The organism is Rhizobium esperanzae (genome assembly GCF_002204185.1).
GTDB lineage: Bacteria > Pseudomonadota > Alphaproteobacteria > Rhizobiales > Rhizobiaceae > Rhizobium > Rhizobium esperanzae.
In genome coordinates, this window is record NZ_MXPU01000006.1 from 144,223 (window position 1) to 159,817 (window position 15,595).

Here is a 15,595-nt window from a genome sequence, read left to right on the forward strand (position 1 = left end):
TCAGACCCCCGTATTGTGCCGGCGTTCGAGACCGGCATGGAGCGCCATCATTGCCAGAATGATCGCACCGATGAAAATATTGTAGGCGAGACCGGGCACTCCGATCAGAACGATCCCGTTGCGCATCAGCCGCAGGATCAGCACGCCGAGCATGGTCCCGAGGATCGTCCCGCGGCCGCCGGTCAGCACGGTGCCGCCGATCACGACCATCGCGATGACTTCGAGTTCATAGCCGGTACCGGCATTCGGATTGGCGGCCGAGACGCGAATCGACGAGATGATGCCAGCAAAGGCCGCCATGGCCGCCGACAGCATGAACAGGATCACTTTGACCCTTGCGGTCGGCACCCCGCGGTTTCGGGCGGCGTTGGGATTGCCGCCGGTCGCCTGGATCCAGTTGCCGAACCGGGTGCGGGTCAAGACGTAGTGGAGCACCAATGCCAGCGCTACGAACCAGATCAGGCTCATGAAGACACGCAGGTTGCCGATATAGAAGTCGCCGACCAGCAATTGCGCCAGCCATTGTTCGCCGGCTTCCCAGGTGCGCTGCGGAAAGCCGGCCGTCAGCCACAAGGCCGTGCCGCGGATGACCAGCAGCGTTCCAAGCGTCACCAGGAATGACGGGATAGCCAGACGGGTGACGAAGAGGCCGTTGAAAAGACCGATCGCCAGAGCGACGGCTATTCCCGCAAGGAATGCCAACGGCAAGGGCAGGACGTCCGCATTGAACAATGTCCACATCACCACGGGGGCGAAGCCGAAGACAGAACCGACCGAAAGGTCGAATTCTCCAGCGGTCATCAGCAGCGTCATCGCCAGCGCAATGAGGCCGAGTTCGACGGTGAAGGTCAAGGCATTGCCGATATTGATCAGCGACAGGAAGGCGGGGTTAATCGCCGTGAAAACCACCAGCATCGCGATCAGAAGGACGAAAGGCCCGAATTCCGGATAGGCGATGAAGGTCCTGACAAGGCTCGGCCTTTCACGTGGCGGGGTGAGAGCATCGCTGCTTTGCTCGATCATGGTGCGCACTCGCGTTTGGGGCTGGAACAGGCATCCGCGGCAGCATACCGCGGATGCCAGGATGGCATTCTCATTTACCGCCCATGATCTTGGCGTAGAACGGCGCCTTGTCCGCTTCATAGAGAGCGCCGGTAATGATGTCGAAGTTGATCGGAATGCCGCTCGCTTCAGACATAAGTGCCGAGAGGCACATGTAAGAGGTTGCCAGTGGATCCTGCCACATGCCCGCATTCACATACCCTTCGCTGACCTCTGAGGTCGTGTCCAACGAGTTGCCCCATCCGACCACCGGAATCTCGCCCTTGGCGATGCCGGCCTGATCCCAGACGCGTTTGACCGAACCGGTTACCAGATCGCCGAGGCCGATCACGGCATTGATCTTTTTGCGGTTGGCGGTCACGTAGTCGGTCATTCGGTTGATGGCCTCGGCCTGGTCATAGGAAGCGTCCTGGATTTCCCAGGTGATCCCGAGCGGCTTGAACACTTCGTCGGCACCCGCTGATTCCTCTTCACCATAGCCTGCCCCCGGAACTTCGAGCGGCATCCAGACAAAATCCCCCTTCTTCACCAGCTTATGGTCGACCAGATACTGTGCCCACGTGCGGCCGACGACCTTGAGATCGACGCCGACATAGGCTCTCCAGGCCGGCGCCGGGTCCTTGGTGTTGAAGTTGATGACCGGGATGTTGGCCCGGTTGGCCTCGTTGACAACATCCACCAATGTGCCGGGCCCCGGGCTCGTGGTGCAGATGCCGTTCGCGCCGGCGGCGATGGCGGCTCGGATGGCTTCCTGATGGCTCGGTACATCATTCGAATGGAACGAGGTGTTTACTTTCACTCCGGTATCGGCAGCGAATTTCTCGGCACCCTGAAGAAAGTAGGTCCAGACTGGATCGGTTGGGGAGCCATGCGATATCCAGTAAAAGGTTTTGTTCGCGGCACTCTGCGCCATTGCTACTGCCGGCATCAGCGCCAACGCGGCCGCCGCGCCCAGAAAAGTTCGTCTCAGCATGTCCTGTCTCCTCCCGTTGGTGGCCGGTCTCTATGCTCCTCCCGGCCGGTGAAATCTGTTGTATGACGAGCGACGTATTGGCTCGGTCGGCCTCCTCATTGCCGATCGGCCGCGTCGATGAACTTCTCCAATTCACGCGGATCCATGCGGATCAGATGGCGCTCCTCCGGGAAGGCGCCGTCGGCGACATCCGCGGCATATTCGCTGAAAGCCGCGATCCGCTCGCGTTGCAGCCGCGCATATTCCGAGCCGAAATCGCGATAGGCTCGGGCGTGGCGCGGAACATGACCTTCGGTGTAGCCCAGTATGTCGTTGGCGAAGAGATATTGCGCATCGCAGCCCGGGCCGGCGCCCATCGACCATAACAGGATTCCGACCCGTTTGCTGATCTCGGCGGCGACCTCGGCGGGCACGACCTCGATTTCGACCGCGAAGGCACCGGCGCTCTCATAGGCCTTAACCTCCTCGAAGAGCCGCAACGCCGCCTCGGCAGTCTTGCCGACCGCTTTGAAGCCACCGGTCCAGGTGGAACGGGTGGGAACCAGCCCCACATGCCCGACAACGGGGAAATATTCACGAGAGAGCTTTTCGACCGTCGTCAGCGAGCCCGAACAGTAGACCGCGTCGGCGCCACGATTCAGCGCGTTGCCGCACCAGCGAAGATAATCGTCCGGTGTGCCCATCTCGAGATGGGTCTGCCCGGTCATCGAGAAGACGGTCGGCGCAACCGCGCGGTAGCGCGGATCAAGGACGATCTCGGTCGGCACGGAGGCGATGTCGATGCCCGCCGCTTCGGCGGCCGCCGCCTCATCGAGACTGAAATAGCGCAGCATGGTCAACTGGCGCCGGCCCTTCCAGGCGCGCAGGTCCGCTACCGTCGGCAAACGGCGCGATGTGGGCCCTTCGCCTCCATGTCGCGTCATGTCTGTCATTCGACCAGCACCAGGATCTGCCCATCCTCGCGACGGACAGGGTAAGTTCGCAGGTTCTCGCATGCAGGCGAGCGCTTGGCCTCTCCTGTGCGATAGTCGAATTGGCCATTATGCTTCGGGCACTCGATCACATAGTCGAGCACCAATCCGTCTGAGAGCTCCACCTGCTCGTGGGTACAGAGCCCATCGGTGCAGAAAAATTCGTCGTTGGGGCTCCGGAAGATTGCAAAGCTCCGTCCGCCGTGGTCCCAGCCCCAAACGTCTTCCTTGTCAATGGCATCTTCGGCGCAGGCAGCAATCCAGGGCATATGATCCTCGTCTCGATGTTGATTGGCACTCTTTGACGGCGCGGCGATCATGCGTGGGATCTTTCCGGCACCGCCGCATGCAGCTCTTCACGATAAGGCTTGGCCCCTTGCGGCAAGGCACGCTTGAGATAGTAGCCGGGCTCTCGCCTCTGCCGCATGATCGCCTGGAACATCTCGCGATAGCCGTCCCAGATCGAGGTGTTGGCGGGCGGCAGGTCGTGCTTGATCGCCTCGTGCAGCCTTGCCAACGCGTGATAGGGCACCATCGGGAACATATGGTGTTCGACGTGATAGCCCATGTTCCAATAAATGAAGCGGCTAATCGGGTTCATGTAGACGGTGCGCGAATTAAGCCTATGGTCGAGCACGTCCTCCGCAAGCCCACCGTGCTGCAGGAGCCCGGTCATCACCATATGCCAGCAGCCATAGATGCGTGGACCGCCGATCAGCAGAAGCGGGATCGTGGCCTTCCAACCTGCGCCCGCCATAAGCATGCCCAGGGCGGTCAGCACGGCGGCTGCGTAGATTGCCATATGCACCCGCGCCCAGAACACCGCCTTGGGCCATTCGCTTTCGGGTACATAGTCCTTCTCGTCCGGCGAAAGGGTCCCGGCCGCATTGCGCGCGAGGGTCCCGAGGTTCTGCCAGACCTCGACCACGCCGGTATAGGCGAGGGCTTTCAGCGTTAACGCGATCGGATGCATCCAGGCGATCTCGGGATCGCGGCCGACGATGATCGTGTCAGTATGGTGGCGGGCATGGCTCCAGCGCCAGTTCACCGGATTGCGCGCCACCTGGAACGAACAGATGTGGTAAAGCACATCGTTCATCCAGCGGGTGCGGAAGGCTGTTCCGTGGCCGCATTCGTGCCAACGCGCATCGCAGGCCGAGCCGTACATCACACCATAGGCAAACCAGAACGGCAGCGCCCACCAGCTCCCCCAAAACCAGATACCGCCACCAGCGAAAGCCATGTGGAGAATTGCCCAGAGAATCGTGTCGCGGATCGCCGGCTGGTCGCTGCGCTGCATCAACTCCTTCATCAGCTTGCGCGGCACTTCCGTATGGTACCATTCGGCCGCTGCAAGGCCGGCCTCAACGGCTCGGAGAGAAGAAGGCCCGGTCAAGCTGTAGTCGCGAGGGAGTGCTGGGTCCGGTCCAACTCTTTCGACGTCGTTCGAATGAACGCTCATGCGATCGCCTCTGGCTTTGCGGACAAATGGCTGGTGCCTAAGATGGCTCGACTGGTGTCGCCCGCGCAGGGCTGATGTGTGCTGTCCCGCTGTGAACCCGTCACCCCTTTTGCCCCTCCATACGATATTTGCCCATCACGTCGAGCGGCGGCCGGATCTGGCGATCCCGCCCGGATTACCTTCATGCTGTGATGATCCCGAGCGTGGCGCGTTGGTCGGATGTTCGCAACTCGATATCACATCACATTACATCAGAAGGTTCTTACCGCTTATGATATTTATTGGTGGTAGATCTCTAAAATTACCAGCTTTTACGGTAGTTTACGGATTTAATGTCGGTGATGGAAATTGGCTGTAGCGGCATCATCTTCTGTGGAAGCCTGAGGGAGATCATGAAGAAAACGACGATCACAGATATCGCTCGAAAATCCGGTCTCTCGACTGCAACAGTCGACCGGGCACTGAACGACCGCGGAGGTGTCACTGCCGCCAACCGCCAGAGAGTGTTTCGCGCCGCGAAGGAACTGGGCTATCTCCCGACCGAGGGAATGCTCGCCTTGCCTTCGCGACCGGCGCATCTGGAGTTCTTCATTCCGTTCGGGCACAACTCGTTCATGCAGGATGTCGCCAGGAAGATCACCGCCTTCGCATCGTCCTTGCCGCTCGTGGCGTCGTGTAACGTCACGGCCCTCGACGGCATTGATCCCGACGCGCTCGTGATGGCGCTCGAAGACCTTCCGCTCCAGACCAATGGGGTCGGGGTAATTACCGTCGACCATCCGAAGACGCGGCACGCCATCCGGCGCTTGTGCGAATCCGGGGTCCGCGTCGTCACCATCGTGACGGATGTTCTCTCGACGCCACGATCCGCATTCGTAGGCGTCGACAATCTGGTGGCGGGCCGAACGGCGGCCCTGATCATGGGGCTCATGTCACGGAAAGCGACGGGATCGATAGGGCTATTCCTGGGATCGCGAACGCTCCATGGGCACCAACAGCGGGAATATGGATTCCGGACCCTGCTGGAGGAGCAGTTCAAGCATCTGACAATCCTTCCTGCTATCGAGACCCGCGACGAGAACAAGCTGTCCCGGCCGGCGATGGAACGGATGCTGCACGACACCGACGATCTCGTCGGCGTCTATTGTGTCGGCGCAGGCAGGGCCGGCATCGCCGAAGTGCTGCAAGCGGCGACAGGAAACAAGCGTCCCTTCGTGATCATGCATGACCTGACCGATGCGACGCGGGCATGGCTCGCCGAAGATCTGATCGATGTCGTGATCGACCAGAATGCGCGCCTGATCGGCGAGCAGGTCGTCATACGGCTGCTCGGCTCGATCGCGGCAAGCACGCCGACCTTGTCTTTGAAGAATATCGAGCCACGGGTCATTTTTCGCGAGAATATACCACTCGTGTAGCGCAACGCGATTGCGTGAAAACGTGGAGGAAGCGATAGCGCTTGAAATAGACGCGCCGAATTTTTCCTTCGACAGCAACTCGTCACACAACGCGCGATGGACGGCCTCGCGGAGACATGCGCTGCGAGCGCGCGAAATCGCCGGGCACGACAACGATGCGCAGGTCGCCGAAAGGGTCCTGAAAAGAGTCCAGACAGCGAAGGAAAGACGGTGGGAGCATCGCCGGTCGCCTTGATTGCGATGACTCCGACAACAACAGCCGAGGAGAACACTGAACAATCGTCGCTTTACAACTAACATGTCAGTCTGCTACACCTGACCCATTAGCTGGGAGGAACAAAGTTGACATCAAGATTCGGGCTTTCCGTCGCTCTCGCCACGCCGTTCGACAGCGATGGCAATATTGCGATCGAGGCGATGATCGCGCAGGCGCGGCGCTGCCTTGCGGCCGGCTGCTCCAGCGTGACGCTGTTCGGGACGACGGGTGAGGGCTCCTCCATCGGGAATGGCGAACGGGAACGCGTGCTGGCGGCCTTCCTCGATGCCGGCATTGCGCCTGGCAACATCATCGTCGGCGTGTTGGTCGATGCCGCAGAGGACGCGGCGATGCAGGCCGGTCAGGCTCTTTCGCTCGGCGCCCGTAATATCCTTCTTGCCCCGCCGTCCTACTTCAAGAATGTCAGCGACGACGGCGTCTTCCAGTGGTTTTCCGCCGTATTCGCCCTGTTGGGGGACAAAGCACGCGACATTATCGTCTATAATCTTCCGTCGGTCACCATGGTGCCGCTGAGCGCGTCGCTGATCGGCCGGCTGCGGACGGCCTTTCCGCATATCGTCACAGGCGTCAAGGATTCCTCCGGCGACTGGCCCTACACCGAAGCGCTTCTCGAAGCGCATAGTGATCTCATCATCCTGGTCGGCGACGAGCGGCACCTCGCAAGGGCCGTGCGCCTCGGCGGCCAGGGCGCGATCTCGGGCATGGCGAATTTCGTGCCCCACGAACTCAAGCCGATGGCCGAAGAGGGTAAGGACGATAGCCGCGTCGCCGATTTCGTCCTTGAATTGCTGAAACATCCTGTCGTTCCGGCCGTGAAGGCGATGGTCGCGCGCACGACGTCGGAGGAGACATGGATCGCGGTCCGTCCGCCGCTTACTTCGATATCCGGTGAAGCGCGGGCGCAACTCGCTCTGGCATTCGATAATCTTTTCCGCTCGAAAGCCGCATAGGTCGGGCATGTTTCTGGAGAAGGCGATGGACGGAACGGAGGAGCAGCCGACACTGCGGGAAAAGGCGTATGCGAGCTTTACGCGCCACCTTCTTGCACGTGACGTGCGCCCTGGCCAGTTCGTGTCCCAGCGCCGTCTCGTGGAACTGACGGGGCTGCCGCTCGGCGCCATCCGAGAGCTCATCCCCAGGCTTGAAGCCGAAGGGCTGATCAAGACCGTGCCGCAGCGGGGTTTGCAGATCGCCCATATCGATCTCAACCTCATCCGCGAGGCCTTCCAGCTGCGCGTGTTCCTGGAGAAGGAAGCCGTGGCCCTCTTCACCCGGTCCGCGTCGGACGAGACGATCGCAAAGCTCGTGAAACAGCATCGGGATATCGCCGACGCCATCCGCAGCGGCGACGGATCGCACGAATTGGAGCTGCGCGCGCAGGCTGTCGACTGGGGCATGCATGATGCCTTTATCGACGCCCTTGGCAATACTATCATTTCGAACGCCTATCGCGTGAACTCGATCAAGATGCGGCTGATCAGCCAGGACCGCTTTCGCATCGACGGTCACGTCGGACCCGTCATGGGCGAGCATCTGAAGGTGCTCGAGGCGATCGAACGACGTTCGGCGGAGGACGCCGTCAACAGCCTTGTCGCACACATCAATCATGCAAGGGATCGTGCGCTCGGGATATAATCGAGAATGAACAGCCGGAGATGAGGAGATCGCCGGCAAAAGGAGGAGGATTACATGTCATCATTCTTCAACCCGACGCGGCGCGGCTTTCTGGCCGGCACGGCCGCCCTTGGGGCTAGCAGCGTGCTCGGCATGCGGCCGGCAGCGGCTGCGGTCGACTGGAAGCGCTTCGCCGGCACCACGCTCGAAGTCAATCTGGTCAAGAGCCCGCGCAGCGAAATCCTGACCAAGTATCTGTCCGAGTTCGAGGAGCTCACCGGCATCAAGGTCAATGCCGAAGCAACGCCTGAACAGCAGCAGCGCCAGAAGACGACCATCGAGCTGAGCTCCGGAAAACCGAGCTTCGACGTCGTGCACTTGAGCTACCACGTCCAGAAGCGGCAGTTCGAGAAAGGCGGCTGGCTTGCCGATATCAGCGGCTTTCTCAAGGACGCCTCGCTGACTGACCCCTCCTTGGTGGAAAGCGATTTCGCTGAAGCAGGTCTCGCCTTCGCCAAGGATGCCGACGGCGTTCTGCGTTCGCTGCCTTTTTCGGTCGATTACTGGATCATCTACTGGAACAAGGCGTTGTTCGAGAAGAAGGGGCTTGCCTACCCCACGAGCTTCGAAGAACTGGCAAGCGCCGCAGAAGCGCTGACCGATCCCTCGACCAACACCTATGGCTTCGTCGCCCGCGGCCTGAAGAACGCCAACACGCCGGTCTGGACGACGTTGCTGCTCGGCTATGGCTCGAGCCCGCTCGGCCCGGACGGCAAGCTTCGCACGACATCGCAGGAAGCGATCGACGCGGCCAAGCTTTATCAGAGGCTGATGACCAAGACCGCTCCTCCCGGCGTTTCCGGTTTCAACTGGGCCGAAGCGCAGTCGGCCTTTCTGCAGGGCAAGATCGGCATGTGGCTGGATGGCGTCGGTTTCGCCCCGCCGATCGAAAATCCGGAAAAGTCACGCGTCGTCGGCCAGGTCGGCTACGGCGTCATGCCGAAAGGACCGAAGGCGCAGGCCGCCGGCACCTTCGGCGACGGCCTCGGCGTCGTCGCGGCAAGCCAGAAGAAGGAAGCCGCCTACCTGTTCTGCCAATGGGCGATTTCGCACGACATGGGCGCGCGCCTGCTGCAAGCTGGCGCCGGCGTTCCGTTCCGCCAGTCCGTGCTCGAGGATGCGAAGGTCCGCGAAGGCGTAAAGATGCCCGGCACATGGCTGGATGCCGTTGCCGGCTCCGGCAAGATTTCGCAGCTCGCCCTGCCGGTCATCATTCCGGTCACCGAGTTCCGGGACATCTATGGCGTCGGTCTCACCAACATGATCGGCGGCGCCGATCCTGAAACCGAACTGAAGGCGGCAACGGCACAGTTCGAACCCGTCCTCGCGAAAAGCGAGGGATAATGGCTTCGGCAGGCATCGAAACGGCCGCCATGGCCAAGGCGTCGAAAGAAAGGAGCAAACCGGATCGGTTTGCTCCCAACTACTGGCCCTTCGTCATCCCGGCGCTCATCGTCATCTCAGCCGTCATCGTCTTTCCATGGGTGTTTACGGTGTGGATGAGCGTCAACAGCTGGACGCTCGGCCAGTCGCAGGTCTTTGCGGGGCTGGACAATTATATCAGACTCGCCGCCGACATGCGCTTCTGGGAGTCGCTGTGGCATACGGTGCTCTATACGGCGCTCTCCGTGCTGGTTCCCCTTTTTCTGGGGACGCTCGCCGCACTGATCTTCGATGCCCGATTCCCGCTTCGCGGCCTCATACGAGGCATATTCGTGATGCCGATGATGGCGACCCCCGTCGCCATCGCGCTCGTCTGGACGATGATGTATCATCCGCAGCTCGGTGTGCTCAACTATCTCCTCTCCTTCGTCGGCATCGGCCCGCAGGAGTGGATCTACAATCAGCGCAGCGTCATTCCCTCGCTGGTCCTGGTCGAAAGCTGGCAGTGGACGCCGCTCGTCATGCTGATCGTGCTCGGCGGCCTGGCGGCGGTCCCGCGCGAACCTTATGAAAGCGCTGAGATCGACGGCGCCAATGTCTGGCAGAAATTCCGCTATCTGACGCTGCCGATGATCGCGCCCTTCCTGATGATCGCCGTGATCATCCGCAGCATCGATGCGGTGAAGAGCTTCGACATCATCTACGCAATGACCCAGGGCGGCCCCGGCACCGCATCGGAAACGATCAACATCTATCTCTACAACACCGCCTTCGCCTATTACGACATCGGCTATGGCTCAGCCATGGCGGTCGTCTTCTTCATCCTCATCGTGCTGATTTCCTTCGTCCTGATGATGATCCGGCAGCGCGTCAACTGGTCCGACGGGGAGGCACGCTGATGAAGCGCAAGACGCTCGATCGCATCGGACTGCTGTTCGTTGCGCTGGTGATGATCTCGCCGGTCGTCCTGTTCTTCCTCTGGATGATCTCGCTGTCGCTGAAATATGAGATCGACAATGGCGCCTATCCGCCGATCTTCATCCCCGAGCGCTTCGCCTGGTCGAACTATGTAAAGGTCTTCGAGGAGAACAACTTCTTCCTCTATCTCTGGAATTCACTGCTGGTGACGGGCGCCGCCACGCTTCTGGCGCTCGTGATCGGCGTCCCGGCCGGATACGGCATCGCGCGCCTGAAGGCGGAGAAGTCGGCGATGGTCATCATGATCGCCCGCATGACGCCGGGCCTGTCCTTCCTCATTCCGCTGTTCCTGCTGTTCCAATGGCTGAACCTGCTCGGCACGCTCATGCCGCAGATCATCATCCATCTCGTCGTCACCGTGCCGATCGTCGTGTGGATCATGATCGGCTATTTCGAGACGACGCCGATGGAACTGGAAGAGGCTGCGAGCATCGACGGCGCCACGCCCTGGCAGGTTTTCCGCCTGGTCGCCCTGCCGATCGCGAGGCCCGGCATCGTCGTCGCCTTCATCCTGTCGGTGATCTTCTCCTGGAACAACTTCGTCTTCGGCATCGTGCTCGCCAGCCGCGAGACGCGCACGCTGCCGGTCGCCGTCTACAATATGCTGTCCTTCGAACAGGTCAGTTGGGGGCCGCTCGCGGCAGCCGCGCTGATCGTCACCTTGCCGGTGCTGATCTTGACCGTGTTTGCGCAACGACAGATCGTCGCCGGGCTGACGGCCGGGGCCGTCAAGTGAGCAGGTGAGGCGACCGCTAATGAGTTCCTCTGCCTTCGGACCGCCGCCAGGTCCGCCACGCCGCGTGCTTTGCATCGGCGCGGCGGTGCTCGACACCCTGTTCAGGGTGCGCTCATTGCCAACAGGGCAGGGCAAGATCTTGCCCTATGAGATGCTGCAGGTCGCCGAAGGCATGGCGTCGAGCGCGGCATTCGCCGTCGCCCGGCTTGGCGGCCATGCCAGCCTCTGGGGCGCGGTCGGCGACGACGCCACCGGCGCACGGATCATTTCCGACCTCGGCGACAGCGGCATAGACACGAGCGGCATGACGGTTGTGCAGGGCGCCCGCTCCGCCGTCTCGACGATCCTCATCGATGATGAGGGCGAACGCCTGATCGTGCCTTTCTACGACGAGAGGCTCCACGATACGGTCAGGTTGGTCACCGAGCAGGAGATGTCTGCTTTCGATGCGGTGCTTGTCGATGTCCGATGGCCGAAGCTTGCACTGCGGGTGTTGATCGCAGCTGGCAAGGCCGGCAAACCGGCCATACTCGACGGCGACGTTGCCGGCGAGGGGGTTATCGAGATGCTGGCGCCGGCCGCCAGCCACATCGTGTTTTCACAGCCCGCGGCCGAGCGGCTTGCCGGGACGGCGGATCTCGTCGAGACCGTCGGCCAGCTGAAACGGAAATTCGAACATGCCTTCATCGGCGTCACGGCTGGCGAAAACGGCTCCCTGTGGTCCGATGATCCAAGCGGCGACATCCGTCACCTTGCCGCGCCGAAGGTGAGAGCGATCGACACGCTTGCAGCCGGCGACATCTTCCACGGCGCCTTCGCGCTGGCCATCGCGGAAGGCATGCCGATCGAAGAGACGATGCGACTGTCATCTATGGCGGCGGCTCTCAAATGCCAGGTGTTCGGCGGACGCATCGGCGCACCCACCAGAGCCCAGGTCTGCGATGCCCTGCGGGATTGGAACGTCCGCGTTTTCCCGAAGGTGAGCGATATCGAGTTCAATAGATGAGGCCGGACGCCGTGTTGCCGACCGCGAGATGCGCTTCCGCCATACGAAGGGCAGATCTTGCCAAATTTTGCCATGCTAGCTATCTTCGGTCCCATGGGCACTATGAATATCTCGCTGCCGGACTATCTGAAGCACTTCGTCGACCAGCAGGTCGCCGCTAGAGGATATGGCACGAGCAGCGAGTACGTGCGCGAACTGATCCGTCGCGACAAGGATCGGCAGCAGTTGCGGAATCTTCTGCTGGAGGGCGCATCATCCGAGACAACCGAACCCATCGATACCAGCTATTTCGATAGCTTGCGCGAGCGCGCAGCGAAACAAAGCTCCAAGTGACCGCGAAACCTATCGTCCCCCGCCAGTCGGCTCGCGGGGATGTCGAGAATGCCGTGGACTATTACGCTCGCATGGCGGGAGCGCAGATAGCGGTAGGCTTCATCGATGCACTGCAATCGACCTATACTTTGATCGCAGAGCATCCTGCATCGGGCTCACTGCGCTACTCATATGAACTCGGTCTACCCGATCTGCGCTGTACGACGATCAAGGGTTTTCCCTATGTGGTCTTCTATCTTGAGCGGGCCGACCACGTCGATGTGTGGCGGGTTCTGCACGCCAAGCAGGATGTTCCGGCGTGGCTGCAGGATTCAGAAGCATCGGGTTAGCTCGGCGTATTTGTGATAGGCCTCTTCTGCTAAGTTCCATAAGCTATCTTACGCCAGATTCGCCTGTAGCCGCAAAGTTAGAATGTCCTGTTTCCGCAAAGTTGGAATGTCACACTCCCCGCATTTGCTGACGTGGGAGACAAGCGGATGGGATTGATTGCGATGAGCGAGCGCGATCTGCAGCGGATCGACGAGGAAAAGACGGCTCCTGCCTGTGATCCCGTCACTGGACCGTCCAAACACGTGCTCGCCGACCGCGCCTAGCGACGGGCACCTCCTGAATTGACTGGTGTCGTGCATGGTCACCCAAGCGATGCGTCTCACCGGTTACCGCCTTGCGCTTGCCGTCAAATGGCGCTAATTCGCGTTTGTAATGTTATTACATCACTGACCAGGCACGAACCGTGCTGGCAAATCGAAAGGGTTTCAGTGAATGAACAAGGCGATGACAACACTCAGCTACGCACTGGCTGTATCCGCAATATTGACTTTTGCAGGAATGGCAGGCGCTGAGACATCCTCGGGAAACAATCACAACCACAGCCATACCCACGATGAAAAGGGGTCGGTGTATGATGGGTATTTCGATGACGACCAGGTAAAGGCGCGTGAACTGTCGGACTGGGAAGGCGACTGGCAGTCAGTCTACCCCTATCTTGTCGACGGAACCTTGGATCCGGTGATGGCCGACAAGGTGAAACACGGCGACAAGAACGCCGGGGAATATCGGGCCTACTACGAGACGGGATACAAGACCGACGTCGACCGGATCGTTATCAACGGAACGAAGGTCACCTTTTTCCGCGGCAAGGACTCCGTGATCGGAGACTATGAGACGGACGGGCACGAAATCCTCACCTACAAGAAAGGTAATCGAGGGGTTCGTTTCATCTTCAAGAAAAGCGCCGGTGATGACGCGGCACCTCAGTTCATCCAGTTCAGCGACCACATCGTCGCCCCCGAGAAGGCCGACCACTACCATCTATATTGGGGCAATGACCGCGCCGCGCTACTGAATGAGGTCAGCAACTGGCCGACCTACTACCCCTCAAGCCTGAGTGGGAAGCAGATCGCCGAGGAAATGCTGAGCCACTGAGTTGAGCTTTTCGGGCTAGCTTGAACCACCCTGCCGGAGCAGGTTTTCGTCAGGGCAAAGGCGATTGGCGAAGGCATATCCATTGGTACGTTCGAGCCGATCGCCTTTGATCCTGGCTAGGGATGCCCGGCTAGAGCTTTTCCGGGTTAGCTTGAAGCATTCTGCCGGAGCAGGGTTTCGTAAAGGGCAGAGGCGATTGGCGATGGGCATACCTCCAGGTACGTCCGAGCCGATCGCCTCTGATCCTGGCGGAAACATGCCCGGCCCGACGCCCTTCGGGCGGCGGCCGATGACGTTTGGCATGTTGGCAAGTCAGGCCGCTGCTCGAAAAATCGAGCCGGGCGGATCGATTGATAAATGGAAACTCTATCGCGCTATGTGCGAGGCCAGGCCGCTGCTCGGCATTACCGACCGGGCGCTTTCCATCCTGAACGCCTTGCTGAGCTTATATCCAAAGGCAGAGCTCTCCGAGGACAGCGGGTTGGTTGTTTTTCCTTCGAACATGCAGCTCTCTCTGCGCGCGCATGGAATGGCGGAGCAGACGATCCGTCGCCATCTGGCGGCGCTGATCGAGGCCGGATTGCTGGGAAGGGCAGACCCGTGCCGGCGGCAAACTCAGCCTCGGTTGCCGGCGGCGGGCTCAGATCCTTCCCGCTGGGCCTAGTGCTGCAGGCCTGCCCAGAGATCACCGCCTATGGGCCGCAGGGTTCGGTGGGCACATGGCGCGATCTGATGGCGGCGGCTGTCGTCGTGCGCTCGATGCTCGGAGTGAGCCCCTCGGCCTATGAGCAGGCCTGCGAGGTCATGGGGCCTGAAAATGCGGCTACCGTCATAGCGTGCGTCCTTGAAAGGGCAGGGCACATCAATTCCGCCGGTGGTTACCTCCGTGACCTGACCCGCCGCGCCGAGAGAGGCGAATTTGCCATCGGACCGATGCTGATGGCGCTCGTCCGCACCAATTCGCCAATCAGGGGCAAGACCGGATGAAAAATGTCGTGTCATTTGTCCGCGCCGATCTATGGTTAACGAAAGGTGACGGAAATAAACAGAGAAATAACTTCTTGTTAGGATCTTTTTCCTTTGAGATCATGAAGTTACAAGATTTTTGATCGGCAAGGCGAGGGAAGGACCTGATCGACGATCGGTCGGCGTTTTCTAGAGAAACGGTGCGGTTGGAGTTGACGTGAAACGCCTTTTTGACGATAGGGCGCGGGTGGCGGAAATCCGCTGAAGAGGCAATGGAAGAAGTGCTGGGCATGGGCTTGAAACGGGCGGTGGATTTTCTCCTGGCTTTGATAGCTTCGGTCATCCTGCTCGTTCCGATCCTTGTCGTCGCTCTTAGTGTCCGGCTAACGTCGCCAGGACCGATCCTCTACTGGTCAAAACGTATCGGGCGGTTCAACCAGATCTTCCTGATGCCGAAATTCCGCAGCATGCGCGTCGACACGCCGACAGTCGCCACACATCTGCTCGAAAACCCCGAGCGGTTCCTGACGCCCATCGGCTCGTTTCTGCGCAAATCCAGCCTCGACGAACTGCCCCAGCTCTGGTGCATTTTGGCGGGCAAGATGAGTTTCGTCGGGCCGCGCCCAGCGCTCTACAATCAGTATGATTTGATCGAATTGCGGACGGCCCACGGTGTCGACAAGCTCCTGCCCGGATTGACCGGATGGGCGCAGATCAACGGGCGTGATGAATTGCCAATTCCGGAGAAGGTGAAATTCGATGTCGAATATCTTGAGCGGCGCTCCCTCGGTTTCGACATGCGCATCCTCTTTCTGACGGCCGACAAGGTAGTCCGCCGTAAGGGAATAAGGCACTAAAGTTACCTACTTCTGATAGATAGGCGGTGCGGAAGACTTTGATTTCCGATTATTTCAGTTGCGCTCGTTGTAGA

At 60.3% G+C, this 15,595-nt stretch carries 16 protein-coding genes and 1 pseudogene; 12 read left to right on the forward strand and 5 right to left on the reverse strand.

All coding sequences use genetic code 11. The annotated features are described in order from the left end of the window. The 5 genes from B5E41_RS10890 to B5E41_RS10910 form a co-directional block, all read right to left on the reverse strand. Nucleotides 1-1,023, reverse strand: coding sequence for an ABC transporter permease (locus B5E41_RS10890; RefSeq protein WP_086084075.1), 1,023 nt, complete (start codon nucleotides 1,021-1,023; stop codon nucleotides 1-3). Nucleotides 1,024-1,093: 70 nt separating this feature from the next. Then, nucleotides 1,094-2,035 carry a substrate-binding domain-containing protein gene (locus B5E41_RS10895; protein ID WP_088393474.1) on the reverse strand — a complete coding sequence of 314 codons (942 nt, stop codon included), beginning with the start codon at nucleotides 2,033-2,035 and terminating at the stop codon, nucleotides 1,094-1,096. Between the two features lie 95 nt (nucleotides 2,036-2,130). Continuing rightward, on the reverse strand, nucleotides 2,131-2,958 hold the full coding sequence (locus tag B5E41_RS10900) for a 3-methyl-2-oxobutanoate hydroxymethyltransferase (RefSeq protein ID WP_176439374.1): 828 nt from the start codon (nucleotides 2,956-2,958) through the stop codon (nucleotides 2,131-2,133). Nucleotides 2,959-2,963: 5 nt separating this feature from the next. Continuing rightward, complete coding sequence (locus B5E41_RS10905; protein ID WP_425350124.1) at nucleotides 2,964-3,326, reverse strand: MocE family 2Fe-2S type ferredoxin; 363 nt, start codon at nucleotides 3,324-3,326, stop codon at nucleotides 2,964-2,966. After that, nucleotides 3,323-4,468 carry a fatty acid desaturase family protein gene (locus B5E41_RS10910; RefSeq protein WP_088393478.1) on the reverse strand — a complete coding sequence of 382 codons (1,146 nt, stop codon included), beginning with the start codon at nucleotides 4,466-4,468 and terminating at the stop codon, nucleotides 3,323-3,325. The genes B5E41_RS10905 and B5E41_RS10910 overlap by 4 nt, the downstream gene beginning before the upstream one ends. 392 nt (nucleotides 4,469-4,860) lie before the next feature. Between B5E41_RS10910 and B5E41_RS10915 the strand changes: the two genes are divergently transcribed. The 12 genes and pseudogenes from B5E41_RS10915 (at nucleotide 4,861) to B5E41_RS10975 (ending at nucleotide 15,521) form a co-directional block, all read left to right on the forward strand. Continuing rightward, nucleotides 4,861-5,886: a LacI family DNA-binding transcriptional regulator gene (locus tag B5E41_RS10915; protein WP_086084079.1), complete on the forward strand. Its 1,026-nt coding sequence runs from the start codon at nucleotides 4,861-4,863 to the stop codon at nucleotides 5,884-5,886. 342 nt (nucleotides 5,887-6,228) lie between these two features. Then, complete coding sequence (locus B5E41_RS10925) at nucleotides 6,229-7,113, forward strand: dihydrodipicolinate synthase family protein (RefSeq protein WP_088393482.1); 885 nt, start codon at nucleotides 6,229-6,231, stop codon at nucleotides 7,111-7,113. Nucleotides 7,114-7,120: 7 nt separating this feature from the next. After that, nucleotides 7,121-7,798, forward strand: coding sequence for a GntR family transcriptional regulator (locus tag B5E41_RS10930; RefSeq protein WP_170965813.1), 678 nt, complete (start codon nucleotides 7,121-7,123; stop codon nucleotides 7,796-7,798). 54 nt (nucleotides 7,799-7,852) lie between these two features. After that, nucleotides 7,853-9,181, forward strand: a complete 1,329-nt coding sequence (locus B5E41_RS10935) for an ABC transporter substrate-binding protein (RefSeq protein WP_088393484.1) — start codon at nucleotides 7,853-7,855, stop codon at nucleotides 9,179-9,181. Further along, nucleotides 9,181-10,119, forward strand: coding sequence for a carbohydrate ABC transporter permease (locus B5E41_RS10940; RefSeq protein WP_088393486.1), 939 nt, complete (start codon nucleotides 9,181-9,183; stop codon nucleotides 10,117-10,119). Before B5E41_RS10935 ends, B5E41_RS10940 begins: the two co-directional genes overlap by 1 nt. Continuing rightward, entirely contained in the window at nucleotides 10,119-10,934 is an 816-nt protein-coding gene (locus B5E41_RS10945; protein ID WP_088393488.1) for a carbohydrate ABC transporter permease, read from the forward strand. The genes B5E41_RS10940 and B5E41_RS10945 overlap by 1 nt, the downstream gene beginning before the upstream one ends. Nucleotides 10,935-10,953: 19 nt before the next feature. Continuing rightward, the gene (locus B5E41_RS10950) at nucleotides 10,954-11,940 is read left to right on the forward strand and encodes a sugar kinase (RefSeq protein ID WP_088393490.1); all 987 of its coding nucleotides are present in this window, start codon (nucleotides 10,954-10,956) and stop codon (nucleotides 11,938-11,940) included. A gap of 93 nt (nucleotides 11,941-12,033) precedes the next feature. Next, nucleotides 12,034-12,273: a type II toxin-antitoxin system ParD family antitoxin gene (locus B5E41_RS10955; protein WP_088393492.1), complete on the forward strand. Its 240-nt coding sequence runs from the start codon at nucleotides 12,034-12,036 to the stop codon at nucleotides 12,271-12,273. Beyond that, nucleotides 12,270-12,602, forward strand: coding sequence for a type II toxin-antitoxin system RelE/ParE family toxin (locus tag B5E41_RS10960; protein WP_088393494.1), 333 nt, complete (start codon nucleotides 12,270-12,272; stop codon nucleotides 12,600-12,602). The genes B5E41_RS10955 and B5E41_RS10960 overlap by 4 nt, the downstream gene beginning before the upstream one ends. Nucleotides 12,603-13,035: 433 nt before the next feature. Beyond that, a complete protein-coding gene (locus B5E41_RS10965) occupies nucleotides 13,036-13,698 on the forward strand; it encodes a ZinT family metal-binding protein (RefSeq protein WP_088393496.1) in 663 nt (220 codons plus the stop codon). Between the two features lie 256 nt (nucleotides 13,699-13,954). Further along, a pseudogene (gene repC / locus B5E41_RS10970) lies at nucleotides 13,955-14,685 on the forward strand (plasmid replication protein RepC). Between the two features lie 269 nt (nucleotides 14,686-14,954). Then, the gene (locus B5E41_RS10975) at nucleotides 14,955-15,521 is read left to right on the forward strand and encodes a sugar transferase (RefSeq protein ID WP_088393780.1); all 567 of its coding nucleotides are present in this window, start codon (nucleotides 14,955-14,957) and stop codon (nucleotides 15,519-15,521) included. Nucleotides 15,522-15,595 lie beyond the last annotated feature (74 nt).